The sequence below is a fragment of the Brucella sp. NBRC 12950 genome (genome assembly GCF_030268145.1).
GTDB lineage: Bacteria > Pseudomonadota > Alphaproteobacteria > Rhizobiales > Rhizobiaceae > Brucella.
This window is the reverse complement of sequence record NZ_BSQC01000011.1, coordinates 65,605-78,250: the sequence shown is the minus strand read 5'-3', so window position 1 is coordinate 78,250 and position 12,646 is coordinate 65,605. Positions and strand designations below refer to the sequence as shown.

The window sequence follows — 12,646 nt, the reverse complement described above, 5'->3', positions numbered from 1 at the left end:
GTCATTCGCTTTCGCGTCTCCATTTTCTACGACGTTGGCTTTATCCAATAATGGAATTGATTGTTCCAACGAATGTTTTTAATGTAACAGTTCAAAAATAGTGATGGATGGGTTTGATGAGCGCGCCTTTGGATCTCGACCAGTTGCAGACCTTCATTGCCATTGCGGACTTGGGTAGTTTCACCAGAGCAGCTGATGCGGTTTTTAAAACACAATCAGCCGTTTCCATGCAGATGCGCCGGCTAGAAGAGCGCATCGGTAAGCCCCTTTTCGAACGCGATGGACGGGTCAATCGTCTGACCGAGGATGGCGAAAGGCTGCTGCTTTATGCGCGGCGCTTGCTGCTGCTAAATGGCGAAACCATCTCAGCTTTCGATGATACGCAACTTGAAGGACATGTGCGCATTGGCACACCTGACGACTATGCGGATCGTTTCTTGCCCGAAATCATGGCGCGTTTCGCGCGGTCTAACCCGCGTGTGGAACTTTCCGTGGTTTGCGAGCCGACTGTTAATCTTGACGAAATGATCCGCCGTGGAACGCTGGACATCGCTCTTGTCACGCAATGTGATGATAAGCGGCGTTCAGAAGTCGTCCGCACCGAGCCACTTTTGTGGGTAGCTTCTGCTAGTCATGCGGTTCACGAAGAGGCCGTGTTGCCGCTCGCTGTCGGTCGTCCGACCTGCATCTGGCGACACGCGGCAATGAATGTCCTTGATCAGGCTGAGCGCGATTATAGGATTATTATTACTAGCTGGTCTGCAACGGTACTCGCAGCTGCGGTTTTGTCGGGACTTGCGGTCTCTGTGTTACCTGAATGCGCTCTGCGACCCGGGATGCGTGTTTTGGGCGAAGCGGACGGCTTTGGTACATTGCCGGAGTTTGGCATCGGGATCATGCGTGGGCATACCAAGCAGAATGCAATTGTTGACGCGCTGGCGCAGCATATTATTGAAAGTCTTGATAATATCTCATCGCCAGCGCCGGCAGCTCTTGCATCAGCTGAAATCGCAGCTTTCCCGTCTGTTCGGACACGCCGTGTGCGAAGTAATGAATTGTTACCGGGTTGGTGATGGTGCAAAAGATACAGGGTGACGTCTTGACCGGTTGACCGGGCAAGAGCGCTGAGTACCTATGATGGGATGAGCATGGGTTCAGATTCTATACTAAGCGGTAGCGCATCAAATGTTGCGGAATATAGCGTATCCGAGATCTCCGGCGCATTAAAGCGCACGGTCGAGGACACGTTTTCGCATGTGCGGGTGCGCGGTGAGATTTCGGGGTATCGTGGACCGCATTCGTCTGGGCATGCCTATTTTGCATTAAAAGACGACCGATCGCGGCTTGAGGCCGTGATCTGGCGGGGGTCGATGGGGCGTCTGCGCTTCCGTCCTGAAGAGGGGATGGAAGTCATTGCCACTGGCAAGCTGACGACGTATCCGGGTTCTTCCAAATATCAGATCGTCATCGAACAGATGGAACCTGCGGGCGCGGGCGCGCTGATGGCGCTGCTTGAAGAACGCAAGCGCAAGCTGGCAGCAGAGGGCCTATTCGATCCGGCGATTAAACAGCTGCTTCCTTTCATGCCAAGGGTGATCGGTGTCGTCACCTCGCCAACAGGCGCCGTGATCCGCGATATTATTCACCGTATTTCGGATCGGTATCCGCTGCATGTGATTGTCTGGCCGGTGCGTGTACAAGGTGAGACGAGCGGTGCGGAAGTGGCCGCAGCGGTGGATGGCTTCAACGCTTTAGCTCAAGGCGGTACGATCACCCGTCCTGATGTGGTAATTGTGGCTCGCGGTGGTGGCAGTCTTGAAGACCTTTGGGGGTTCAACGATGAGATTGTCGTTCGCGCGGTAGCGGCTTCGCATATTCCCGTTATTTCGGCTGTGGGCCATGAGACGGATTGGACCTTGATCGATCTGGCTGCCGATGTTCGTGCACCGACGCCGACCGGCGCTGCCGAGATGGCCGTACCCGTCAAAGCTGATCTGATTGCCACCGTTGCGACGCAATCTGCCCGCTTAGCGTCTGCTATGTCCCGGTTTGTTGACTTGAAGCGCCAGGCACATCGCGCAGCAAGCCGAGCGCTGCCCTCTTCTGATCAGCTGTTAGCATTGCCACGGCGCCGTTTTGATGAAGCCGCCTCGCGGCTCACGCGAGCGCTTTTTGTGAATACACAAAAGAAGCGCGTTCATTTTGATGGCCGCGCACGTCAGTTGTCGCCGCGTCTGCTGCAACGTGGTTTCGACGAACAAAAACGCCATATGAAGCTGATCGGACAGCGTTTGCCGCGCGCGCTTGAAGCATTTTTGCGCGAGCGCCGGACATTGCTTGCCAGACGCTCCGACAGGTTGGCACCTGAGCCGATACTCAGGCGTACGGTGGTTGCGAAAAGCGCAATCGAACAACTGGATCGCCGTCGCGACCAGGCGATCAAAATCTTACTTGATCGCGCAAAAAGACGCGGGCAGGAACTGGAGCGTCTGATGCGGACGCTTTCTTATGAAAGCGTTCTTGATCGCGGTTTTGCAGTTGTTTTTGATGCGGATGGCAAGCCCGTCAAACTGGCTCAAAGCGTTTCTGAAGGTGACGCTTTATCGATCCGGTTCCGGGATGGAGATGTTTCGGCTACTGTGGGAAATGGCCTTGATATACCGTCGCCGAAGGGTGGGCTGCGCAAGGCTTCATCAGGCACCGGCGGGCAAGGATCGCTATTTTAGCAACACTTGCCCGTTCATCGGGTCATAAATGTTCACGACAGCGCCTAGGTTGCCGATTAGGTTTTTTCCTTAAGGCTGACTTAAGTTTGGTCTCTTCTTTCTGTTCGCACATTCGTTGACATGCGTTCTCAACTGGAAGGCATGTGGCTTCAAGTCGTGCAAATGAAAGAGTTTTTCGATGTCGCGTAAATTTTCGGCAGGCAGTGATATGGCGTTATTGCCCAAAGCGGTCACGAGCCGGAGGGCATTTCTGATCGGAGCGAGTGCGGTTGCACTTTCGGGTTGCGTTTCGGCCACGCAGCAGGCCGCACCTGCCAAAGTTGCTGCTACGCCTGCGCCGGTGCGCGCCGTGCCGCCAATGTATGAGGCAATGCCCTATGAACAGTTCCCACTCCCTGCGGTGAATGTTGCCAAGGTTGATCCGAAATTCTGGCGCCAGGAAGTCGATTATCCAACCAGTGAGAAGGTTGGCACGGTCATTGTCGATACGCCTAACAAATATCTCTATCATGTCCGTGGCAATGGCCGCGCTATGCGCTACGGCATTGGGGTGGGGCGTGATGGGTTTTCTTGGGCGGGGCGAGCGATCATTGCGTATAAACGTCAGTGGCCACGCTGGACGCCGCCGGACGAAATGGTTGCGCGCCAGCCCGCGCTTCAACCTTACAGCATCGCCAATGGCGGTATGCCGCCAGGTTTGAAAAACCCGCTCGGTGCTCGTGCGCTGTACATTCACAAAGATGGTCGCGACACAATTTATCGACTTCACGGTTCGTCCGAGGAATGGAGCATAGGCAAAGCGGTGTCCTCCGGTTGTATCCGGCTGCTCAATCAAGATGTCATTGATCTTTACAACAATGTGAGAGACGGAAGCACAATTGTTGTCATTCCTGATCCGACGAAGGGAACACAGGTTTCGGCATAATGAAGCAAAGGCGCGGGTTTCCGCGCCTTCTTTATGGAGCAAGGTTAAATGCCTGTTTCCTTGCAGATCACCACACGCCATCCGTCCGGATCTTCATAGGTGAAGCTGCGGTTGAGCCAGTATGGGTTTTCTGGCTGCACAGGCGCATACCCTCTGTCCTGCATTCGTTTGTTCAAATGCGCATAGGCCGTCTCATCGGTTACATAGATCACCAGAAGATTATCTTGCGACGGCGCTTGGCAAGAACCTTGCACTTCATGTTGTGTGAATTCCAGATGGGCACTCTTTCCCGGTAGGCCGAACATAATGCCATCATATCCGGCGTGGGCTGCAAAGGCACCAAGCTGCGGCAGCCCAAGACCATCACGATAGAAAGCGACGACGTCATTGAGTTTATCCGTTGGCCGGGCAACGCGTATTTGAACGGGGACAGCGCCTTCACCAAGGGTGAGTGACTGTTTGGTTGATTGCGAATTCATTTTGCGTTCCTTCGGTTTAGTTCTGTCCGGATGCGGCCAGTGCCTGCATTCCGCGCCATAGCGATGGGCCCTGCATGACGATGACGCCAATGGCGACCAGCAGCACGCCGATTATGCGAGAAGGCGTTATTTCTCTTGATACAAATCCCATGATGCCGAAATAATCGATCAGCACAGAGGCGATGAGTTGCCCGGCGATAACCGCAGTCATGAAACCGGCGGCGCCAAGCTTTGGTGCAAGCACAATGGCGGCGGTGATATAGAGCACGCCCGCAATGCCGCCGATCCATATCCATTTCGGCTGTGCCGAAAGGCCGGTGAAAGTGGGTAGGGACACTTTCATGGCGAGCAGAACCGGCAAGACGCAGATTATGCTGACAATCAGCGAAATGATCGTTGCCCAAAGTGGATGGCCGAGCGCTCGGCCCAGTGCTGCATTCGCACCGGCTTGAAATGGCACCACCGCACCGGCGATAAGCGCAGCAACAAGAAATGTAATTGATCCCTGAGCCTGCATGGAAAATCCTTTCGTCTATTCCTTTAGCTCTGATCTAGTTATACGCTTATTGAATGTAAAATTCGAAATATTGAGATAGCTATGCATCAGATGAATAATCTAAGAAATGTTGACTTGAATTTGCTGGTCATTCTGGATGTGCTTTTAACGGAGCGGCACGTTTCCCGTGCTGCGATACGGCTCAATATGAGCCAGCCTGCAGTCAGCCATGCATTGGCGCGTCTGCGTGATCTGCTTGATGATCCATTGCTCGTCCGGGAAGGCGCAGGGCTGGTACCAACCCTTAAGGCCATGGAAATTGCAAAACCACTGACAGAGGTTCTGACAGGTGTTCGTGCGGTACTTGGGCCACAGGGATTTGACCCGGCAACGACACAGTATCGCTTTCATCTTTCGATGTCGGATTATGGCGGCACTATCTTGCTGCCAGGGTTGGTGCGCGCGTTGCGGCAGGATGCACCGGGGATTGATCTTGCTGTCAGTCAATTCAGTCGGGAAGGCATGGTCGCTCGAATTTTGGATGGCGAAATTGATCTGGGCTTTGGTGTCTTCCCTCATCTGCCAGCCCAGATTAGAGCGGATATCATCATGCAGGACGAGTATGTCTGCCTGCTGGATCGCCGAAGCCTTGAAGGGCGAACATTTGATGCTGATGCCTATTTCGCCCGCCCTCATGCGCTGGTGGCGGTGCGTGGCGATGCGACAACAGAAATCGATGAAAGCTTGAGGCTTGCAGGACATACACGCCACATTGCCGTGGTAGTTCCGCATTGGGGTGTGGCACCACAGCTGATTGCAGGCACGGACCTCATTTTGACCATTGCGCGCGGCGGGCTTAAGAATCTGCCGCCGGATGATAATCTGGTGGTCCTGCCTGCGCCCGTAGCTTTGCCATCGATACCTTTTGTGCAGGTATGGCATAAGCGCCGGGAAAGTGACCCGGCGCATCGCTGGTTACGGTCGAAGTTCAGCTCGACCGATTTTAAAGCTTAGTAGGCGTATTCGAGGAAGATCGGTTCGACTGAACCTGCCCAAACACTGTTATAGGCTTTGAGCATACGTTCGGCATCGGTGGTGCCAGCCGCCACGATTTCTTCGAGCGGCGCTAAGAAATGGGTTTCGTCAAAGCCATCGCCGTTGAGCTGCTTGCGGTTGAGAAGGCCAAGACGGGAAATTTCCAGCGTCTTGCGTGCAATTTGTGCGACTGGCTTGCCACGGAACGAGGCATTCAGGGCTTTTGCAGGCACATCGTTGCGCAGCGCCAGAACCTCTTCATAGGTCCAGTCCTTTGTCAGATCTTCGGCGGCACTGAGCGCTTCGTCATCATAAAGCAGGCCAACCCAGTAAGCGGGCAGAGCGCAAATGCGACGCCAAGGACCGCCATCGGCGCCACGCATTTCAAGGAAACGCTTGAGGCGGACCTCAGGGAACAGGGTTGATAAATGGTTGGTCCAATCCCCCATATTCGGGACGGGATCGCTGACTTCACCCTTTAATGCGCCATTCATGAACTGGCGGAAAGTAACGTGTGTGCAGTCGTGATAACGACCGTCGCGCAGGATGAAATACATCGGCACATCAAGTGCCCATTCCACATAATCAATGAAGCCGAAGTTTTCCGAGAAAACGAAAGGCAAAACGCCCGAGCGTTGGTTGTCGGTGTCGCGCCAGATATTGGAACGCCAGGACAGAAGATTGTTCGGCTTGCCTTCGGTGAAAGGCGAACTCGAAAAGAGCGCCGTGGCAATTGACTGGAGCTTCATTGAAACCTGCATCTTGCGACGCATGTCAGTTTCCGAACTAAAGTCGAGGTTCACCTGAACCGTCGATGTGCGGTACATCATGTCGAGGCCTTCATGCCCGACTTTCGGCATGTAGTTACTCATGATTTTATAGCGCGATTTCGGCATGACCGGCGTTTCGGCAAGTGTCCACTTTGGGCTACCGCCAAGGCCTAGAAACCGAATGCCTAGCGGTTCGGCAATTTCGCGAACCTGCGAAAGATGTGCATTCACTTCGCGACACGTTTGATGGATCGAAGATAGTGGCGCACCGGACAGTTCGAACTGGCCACCTGGCTCAAGAGAAATTGCGCCTTGCCCGGTTGGTTCAACAAGGCCGATAATATTGCCCTCATCGATGATCGGCTCCCAGCCAAGCTTGGCCTTCATACCTTCAAGGATGGCTTTGATCCCGTGCGAACCTTCATAAGGAACGGGGCTGTTATCTGCAACGTAGAACGGAAATTTCTCGTGTTCGGTGCCGATGCGCCATGCATCTTTGGGTTTGCTACCTTCCGCAAGATAGGCTGCGAGTTCTTCAACACCGGTCAGTGCTGTTTCATCGGTCGTGTCGCGCGCCATGCATATCGTCCCTAGTCGAATTTGTCTTTGTCAGCGTGATTGGACAAATTTGTCAAATCACGCAAGTCAATTTCATTGATGATTGGATTTTCTTAAAATCATGCTGATGATTTCCAGTCGCCCAGTATTGCTTGAACAAGGGTGAGTGCTGACACAGCAGCTGTATCAGCACGCAAGATGCGCGGCCCGAGGGGTATCGCAGTTACAAAAGGCAGGCTGCGCAGCTGTTGGCGCTCAGCTTCAGAAAATCCACCTTCCGGTCCGATTAAAACAGCATAAGCGCCAGGTTTAAGGCCGCCTAGAATAGTCAGCGGATCATCTGTTTCGTGGCCTTCGTCGCAAAAAATAAGATATCGCGATGGATCCCACTGGTCGAGAAAGCGGTCAAAACGGACAGCGTCGCGGCATTCGGGGATTGTGAGTACACCGCATTGTTCAGCAGCTTCAATGGCATTGGCCTTTATGCGGTCTGTTCCAAGCTTTTGTACCTGCGTGTGCTGTGTAATCACCGGTTGTAAAACGCCAGCGCCCATTTCCACGGCTTTTTGCACCATATAATCAAGCCGCCCCTGTTTTAACGGTGCAAAGCAGTAGATTAAACTGGGCGGGGCTGGCTGCACACGCGTCTGCTCGATCGTGTCAAGAAAGAGCCGTTTCTTACCTTCCGCGCGCAGGCTGACCTTCCACTCGCCGTCACGTCCGTTGAAGGCAAGTATCTGATCATTGTCCTTCAACCGCAGCACGTGAGTTAGATAGTGGGCGGCCTGCGTCGGCGCTTCGACGCTTACGCCGTTGCCAAGGCCATTTTCGATGTAAATTCGTTGCATTTTGTAATTTGCGCGCATGTCTGCATGGATGGCAGAGGCACCGTGTAATGGTCAAGCGTTTTGGTTGCATTGGATAAATCCCCTTATGCAAGCACACGTTTTTTTGATGGGATGAAGATACTGGTTGCAATGAATTAGATTGTATCCATATAGATATGAAGCTATCTATTTAAATGGAATTTATCCGATGAAACAGACTTGGGTCGAATTTGCACCGCTGCTCTCCGCCAACGCGCGAGGGTGGCGTAAGGCTTTTGATGCGGCAATGGCGGAGCACAATCTTTCTGATGCTAAGGCCATTCCGCTAATGACGCTTTTACGACATGGCGACTGCATTCCGCAGGGTGTGCTTGCGGAAAGAGTTGGCATTGAAGGTGCAACGATTGTCCGCGTGGTGGACGAGTTGGAGAGGGATAATCTAATCCGCCGTGTCGCCGATGATAGCGACCGCCGGGTGAAGCTCATTCAGCTCACGACCGAGGGGCGAGCGCTTGCGACAAAAGTCGACAAGACGGCTGCTCAGCTTCGCGCTCAGTTTTTAAGCGATCTCGATCCGGAAAGTGTCGACATAGCAATCGATGTGCTGCGCCGTCTCAGCGAAAAATTCCAGAACCAGTCTTCTTAATAAGGAAGGCTTTGCAGGAACTCTGATTGATATTTGTAACTTGTAACACCAATGATGAAGCCCTTTGAAACATTGCCGCGCTTTTGGGACGTGGTCTTCTCGCTGAAGACATTTGCGGCAGCAATGCTTGCGTTGTGGATCGCCCTGATCGCAAACCTGCCCAATCCATATTGGTCGGTTGCGGCTGTCTATATTGTGGCGCACCCGCTTTCGGGTGCGACGACTTCCAAAGGCTTTTATCGGCTCATTGGCACGATCATTGGTGGCGCTGTGACGATTTTATTTGTCCCACATCTGGTCAACTCGCCTGAGATTTTGACATTGGCCATCGGTCTTTGGATGGGGCTTTGTCTGGCGATCAGCCTCCTTGATGGGACGCCGCGCAGTTATCTATTCATGCTGGCTGGCTACACCGTGGCTATTGCGAGCTTTGCCGTGGTTTCCGTTCCTGAAACCACGTTTGATTATGCGGTGGGCCGCGTCGAAGAAATTGCAATCGGAATCATCTGTGCAGCGGTGGTCAACCGATTGATATTCCCACGCCATAGTGGGCCGGTCCTTATGGCTCGTATCGACAGTTGGTTGCGCGATGGTTCCAAGCTCGCACTTGAGACATTGCGCGGAGAGGGCGATAGCCCGGAATTTCGCCGCGACCGCCAACGGCTTGCAGCTGACGCGCTTGAACTGCGCAATCTCACGACGCATGTGGCTTATGATACGTCATCGATCCGCAATGTTGGAACACTCCTGCATGTTCTTCAGCAGCGTATGGTCGCTGTTTTGCCGATCATCTCGAGCCTGCATGATGTCTTGGTACTCAAGCCAGGTGAAGGCCAAAAGCCGTGGCATCCGGCGGTGCAGAAATTGCTGGATGAAGCCTGCGATTGGATTGACAGCGGAGAGAGCCTCACGGAGCAGCGTCGTGCAGTTTTGCTGAGCTATATTGATGAGATTGACCGGTTTGGCAAAGACGCGCAAACTTGGGGCGAACTACTGCCATTCAATGTTGCAGCCCGCGTGAGAGATCTGGTGCAAATCTGGAGCGACTGTATTACGCTGCGTCAGGACATCGTTTCCGGTTCTCGTCATTCGCTTCGGTGGCGTCGCTACGACGCTCATCTCACAGCCCGCCCGCAGCACAGAGATTACGGCATGGCCATTCTTTCGGGCTTTGGCGCTCTGGTGTCGACCTGTGTTGCAACCGCATTCTGGGTCGCCACCGGTTGGTCGCAAGGCAGTGCGGCTGCGATGATGGCTGGTATCTTCTGCTGTATCTTTGCAGCGATGGATGATCCGGTTCCAGTTATGCGCAAATTTGGGTGGTTGCTCCTTATTGTTATTGTTGCAGCCTTCGTCTTTGAGTTTGCACTGCTGCCGTTGGTTGATGGGTTCTTCCCGCTAATGCTGGTACTGGGCTTGTTTCTTGTCCCGGCAGGGCTGCTTCTGGCAATCCCATCGCAATTCCTCCTTGGTATGGTGCTGTGCGTAAACTTGCCAAATATGCTGATGCTGCAAGGCCATCTCACGCATGATTTTGTAAGCTTTGCCAATGCCAATCTTGCGACTGTGCTGGGGATTGTGATTGCAGCAGTGGTCACCTCGATCGTTCGTTCGGTGGGCGCAGAATGGACAGTGCAACGATTGGTCAAAGCAGGCTGGAATGATCTTGCTTTGGCCACAGAGCGACAGCCCGGCCGTCATCGCCGACAGCGTATGAACCGCTTGCTGCTTAGGATGATTGATCGCATTGGTATGATGACGCCGCGACTGGCTCTGATCCCGTCAGCGGATATCGCCAAGGTCGATCTGCTGCGTGATCTGCGCAACGGCATGAATACGATCGATCTTCAGCAATATCGGGCGAAGCTGCCTGAGCCTTGTCGTGAAGCGGTTGATAGGGTGCTCGACGGCATCGGTGCTCACTATCGCGCGCTTCTGCGCAACAAGAAGGCTGAAACGCGTATCGAAATTGACGAGCGACTCCTTTCGGCAATCGATAGCGCTATTGCGGTGATCATCGATCATGGGTCGCCAGCGGTCGCCAAAAGACCACGTCTGGCGCTGGTCGCTCTGCGCTTCAACCTCTTCCCGAAGGCGCCGCCTTTCCAGTTGCCACCACAGCCGCAACTGGAACTGCCGCAGGCCGCCTGAAACACGTTCAGAGAATGGAAATTTAGGCTCATGAGACCGGAATTCGACATCTATGGGATCTATCTGCCGAGCCTCGCGGTTCTGGCGTTGGGCGCTTATTTCGCAAATTCGCTGATGCAGCGATTGCTCGCACGCGCCCGTTTTTACCGTTTTGTGTGGCACAGGCCTCTTTTTGATGCCGCCATGTACTTCTGCATTCTTGGCGCAAGCGCCGTCATCTTAAATGGAATACCACTATGAAGAAGCTTTTCGCACATTCGGGCCGGGTCTTCCTAACTCTCGTCATGGTCACAATGGCAGGGCTTCTCGGCTGGCACCTCTGGGATTATTACATGAACGCCCCGTGGACACGTGACGGCAAGATCCGCGCCGATGTGGTGCGTCTTGCACCCGATGTTTCGGGTCTGGTGAGCGAGGTTCTGGTGCACGACAATCAGGACATCAAACAGGGTGATGTGATTTTCCGTATCGATCAGGCACGCTACAAGCTTGCCTTGCAGCAGGCACAAGCTAAGCTTGCCAGCAGCAAGGCCGCACTCGATATGGCCAATCGTGATCTTACCCGCTATCGCAAGCTGAATGACACCACGGTCACACAACAGAAGATGGAGCAGATCGAAACCACGACGATGCAGGCAGAGGCCACCTATCGTCAGGCCGAACTCGACCGTGATCTCGCTTCACTCAATCTGGAACGTTCGTCTGTCAAAGCGCCGGTAAATGGTGTCATCACCAATTTCTCGCTTCAGCCCGGCGATTATGTAACCGCCGGTTCCGCAGTCACGGCGTTGGTCGATACGGACTCGTTCTACGTGTCGGGCTATTTTGAGGAAAACAAACTTGAACGCATCAATATCGGCGATCCAGTTGTGATCGACGTGATGGGTAGCAAGCTGAAGCTTAAGGGGCAGGTTGAAGGCATCGCCGGCGGTATTGAAGATCGCGAACGTAGCGATTCAACCAGTCTCCTGGCCAATGTTTCACCGACATTTAACTGGGTGCGTCTGGCGCAGCGGGTTCCTGTGCGTGTGAAGCTTGAAGATGTGCCGCAGGGTGTGCATCTGGTGGCAGGGCGAACTGTCAGCGTTTCAGTCGTTAACTGATCAAACGATGTAATTTACGCAAGTCAAAGCCCGGCTGTTGCCAGGGCTTTTTTCATGATAGCTCTTTGTTAGCAAAAGCTTGGGAACTGAAACATGAGCGTGTTGGTCGTCCAGAATTATCCAGATTCAGGCCTGGGGCAGATTGAGCCGATTCTGATTGAGGCGGGTCACACAATCGATATCCGACACGCCTATAATGGCGATCTGCTTCCCCAGGATGACAATCAGCACGAGGCTTTGATCGTGCTTGGTGGCGAGCAGAACGCGCTAGACGATGGCGACTATCCATATTTCCCTCGTTTGCTCAATCTAATTCGGGCCTTTGGCAAGAACGACAAGGCTGTGCTTGGCATTTGTCTTGGCAGTCAGCTCGTTGCGCGCGCCTATGGCGGGAAAAATATTCTCGACCGCCCGATGGAATTTGGCTGGCATCAGGTGCGCCTGACGAAGGAGGGGCAAAGCGATCCGGTTCTGTCTGCGGCCGGTTCAACCTTCCCTATTTTTCACTGGCACCGGGATACATTCACCCTGCCGGAGGCCGCTATTCATATGGCGACCAGCGACATGACGGCTCATCAGGCCTACCGCATCGGGCGTGCAGTTTACGCTACACAGTTTCATTTCGAGGCCGATACCAAACTCGTCGTTGAATGGAGCGAAACGCTCTGCGATACGATTGCCAGATTCGATTCTGATTGGGCGGCGGCACTCCCGGATAATCTTCTGCAATCGGGCGCTGCAGCGGACAAGGCGGGGGCTGCTTTGGCGCGTGCCTGGGTTGGTGTAATCGGCAATAACAACTAAAAAATTGGCGGCAAACAACGTCATGGACGGATAAGGCGTTGCGACTTTGCCACAGGGCAAAACCATTTGGGTTTTTCCAGCGGAAAGCGGCAATTGTAGTCTGTTCGTTCAGTTGCGGGTAACTTT

13 protein-coding genes are annotated in these 12,646 nt (G+C 53.7%); 9 read left to right on the top strand and 4 right to left on the bottom strand.

Translation table 11 applies throughout. From position 1 onward, the window contains the following. The first annotated feature begins 116 nt into the window (after positions 1-116). The 3 genes from QSJ70_RS18395 (at position 117) to QSJ70_RS18385 (ending at position 3,651) form a co-directional block, all read left to right on the top strand. Positions 117-1,073, top strand: coding sequence for a LysR substrate-binding domain-containing protein (locus tag QSJ70_RS18395; protein WP_285538562.1), 957 nt, complete (start codon positions 117-119; stop codon positions 1,071-1,073). Between the two features lie 75 nt (positions 1,074-1,148). Next, a complete protein-coding gene (gene xseA, locus QSJ70_RS18390) occupies positions 1,149-2,726 on the top strand; it encodes an exodeoxyribonuclease VII large subunit (protein WP_285538560.1) in 1,578 nt (525 codons plus the stop codon). Positions 2,727-2,904: 178 nt separating this feature from the next. Beyond that, positions 2,905-3,651, top strand: a complete 747-nt coding sequence (locus QSJ70_RS18385) for a L,D-transpeptidase (RefSeq protein WP_285538558.1) — start codon at positions 2,905-2,907, stop codon at positions 3,649-3,651. 44 nt (positions 3,652-3,695) lie between these two features. On the opposite strand, the gene QSJ70_RS18380 is transcribed toward QSJ70_RS18385, so the two are convergent. Both QSJ70_RS18380 and QSJ70_RS18375 read right to left on the bottom strand, forming a co-directional pair. Then, positions 3,696-4,130 carry a VOC family protein gene (locus tag QSJ70_RS18380; protein WP_285538556.1) on the bottom strand — a complete coding sequence of 145 codons (435 nt, stop codon included), beginning with the start codon at positions 4,128-4,130 and terminating at the stop codon, positions 3,696-3,698. A gap of 16 nt (positions 4,131-4,146) precedes the next feature. Next, the gene (locus QSJ70_RS18375) at positions 4,147-4,647 is read right to left on the bottom strand and encodes a DMT family transporter (RefSeq protein ID WP_215777505.1); all 501 of its coding nucleotides are present in this window, start codon (positions 4,645-4,647) and stop codon (positions 4,147-4,149) included. Positions 4,648-4,728: 81 nt separating this feature from the next. Between QSJ70_RS18375 and QSJ70_RS18370 the strand changes: the two genes are divergently transcribed. Further along, positions 4,729-5,640, top strand: a complete 912-nt coding sequence (locus tag QSJ70_RS18370; RefSeq protein ID WP_285538553.1) for a LysR family transcriptional regulator — start codon at positions 4,729-4,731, stop codon at positions 5,638-5,640. Here the strand turns inward: QSJ70_RS18370 and QSJ70_RS18365 are convergent. Continuing rightward, positions 5,637-7,010 (bottom strand): glutamate--cysteine ligase, encoded by a 1,374-nt coding sequence (locus QSJ70_RS18365; RefSeq protein ID WP_215777502.1) that lies wholly within the window; start codon positions 7,008-7,010, stop codon positions 5,637-5,639. The genes QSJ70_RS18370 and QSJ70_RS18365 overlap by 4 nt on opposite strands. Positions 7,011-7,108: 98 nt before the next feature. Beyond that, entirely contained in the window at positions 7,109-7,855 is a 747-nt protein-coding gene (locus QSJ70_RS18360; protein ID WP_352231018.1) for a 16S rRNA (uracil(1498)-N(3))-methyltransferase, read from the bottom strand. Positions 7,856-8,024: 169 nt separating this feature from the next. Here QSJ70_RS18360 and QSJ70_RS18355 point away from each other — a divergent pair, with 169 nt between their 5' ends. From QSJ70_RS18355 to QSJ70_RS18335, 5 genes are all read left to right on the top strand, one after another. Beyond that, complete coding sequence (locus tag QSJ70_RS18355) at positions 8,025-8,462, top strand: MarR family winged helix-turn-helix transcriptional regulator (protein ID WP_215777499.1); 438 nt, start codon at positions 8,025-8,027, stop codon at positions 8,460-8,462. A 51-nt stretch (positions 8,463-8,513) separates the two neighbouring features. Next, positions 8,514-10,613 (top strand): FUSC family protein, encoded by a 2,100-nt coding sequence (locus QSJ70_RS18350; protein ID WP_285538547.1) that lies wholly within the window; start codon positions 8,514-8,516, stop codon positions 10,611-10,613. Between the two features lie 30 nt (positions 10,614-10,643). Next, on the top strand, positions 10,644-10,853 hold the full coding sequence (locus QSJ70_RS18345) for a DUF1656 domain-containing protein (protein WP_187547241.1): 210 nt from the start codon (positions 10,644-10,646) through the stop codon (positions 10,851-10,853). Next, positions 10,850-11,716 (top strand): efflux RND transporter periplasmic adaptor subunit, encoded by an 867-nt coding sequence (locus tag QSJ70_RS18340; RefSeq protein WP_215777495.1) that lies wholly within the window; start codon positions 10,850-10,852, stop codon positions 11,714-11,716. The genes QSJ70_RS18345 and QSJ70_RS18340 overlap by 4 nt, the downstream gene beginning before the upstream one ends. Before the next feature lie 93 nt (positions 11,717-11,809). Further along, positions 11,810-12,520: a type 1 glutamine amidotransferase gene (locus QSJ70_RS18335; RefSeq protein ID WP_285538543.1), complete on the top strand. Its 711-nt coding sequence runs from the start codon at positions 11,810-11,812 to the stop codon at positions 12,518-12,520. Positions 12,521-12,646 lie beyond the last annotated feature (126 nt).

Bases quoted from the DNA above. Each gene is read 5' to 3' on its own strand.
- QSJ70_RS18340 (WP_215777495.1), top strand. From the start codon at position 10,850: ATGAAGAAGCTTTTCGCACATTCGGGCCGGGTCTTCCTAACTCTCGTC.
- QSJ70_RS18350 (WP_285538547.1), top strand. From the start codon at position 8,514: ATGATGAAGCCCTTTGAAACATTGCCGCGCTTTTGGGACGTGGTCTTC.
- QSJ70_RS18345 (WP_187547241.1), top strand. From the start codon at position 10,644: ATGAGACCGGAATTCGACATCTATGGGATCTATCTGCCGAGCCTCGCG.
- QSJ70_RS18355 (WP_215777499.1), top strand. From the start codon at position 8,025: ATGAAACAGACTTGGGTCGAATTTGCACCGCTGCTCTCCGCCAACGCG.
- xseA (WP_285538560.1), top strand. From the start codon at position 1,149: ATGGGTTCAGATTCTATACTAAGCGGTAGCGCATCAAATGTTGCGGAA.
- QSJ70_RS18365 (WP_215777502.1), bottom strand. From the start codon at position 7,010: ATGGCGCGCGACACGACCGATGAAACAGCACTGACCGGTGTTGAAGAA.
- QSJ70_RS18375 (WP_215777505.1), bottom strand. From the start codon at position 4,647: ATGCAGGCTCAGGGATCAATTACATTTCTTGTTGCTGCGCTTATCGCC.
- QSJ70_RS18395 (WP_285538562.1), top strand. From the start codon at position 117: ATGAGCGCGCCTTTGGATCTCGACCAGTTGCAGACCTTCATTGCCATT.
- QSJ70_RS18370 (WP_285538553.1), top strand. From the start codon at position 4,729: ATGCATCAGATGAATAATCTAAGAAATGTTGACTTGAATTTGCTGGTC.
- QSJ70_RS18335 (WP_285538543.1), top strand. From the start codon at position 11,810: ATGAGCGTGTTGGTCGTCCAGAATTATCCAGATTCAGGCCTGGGGCAG.
- QSJ70_RS18380 (WP_285538556.1), bottom strand. From the start codon at position 4,130: ATGAATTCGCAATCAACCAAACAGTCACTCACCCTTGGTGAAGGCGCT.
- QSJ70_RS18360 (WP_352231018.1), bottom strand. From the start codon at position 7,855: ATGCGCGCAAATTACAAAATGCAACGAATTTACATCGAAAATGGCCTT.
- QSJ70_RS18385 (WP_285538558.1), top strand. From the start codon at position 2,905: ATGTCGCGTAAATTTTCGGCAGGCAGTGATATGGCGTTATTGCCCAAA.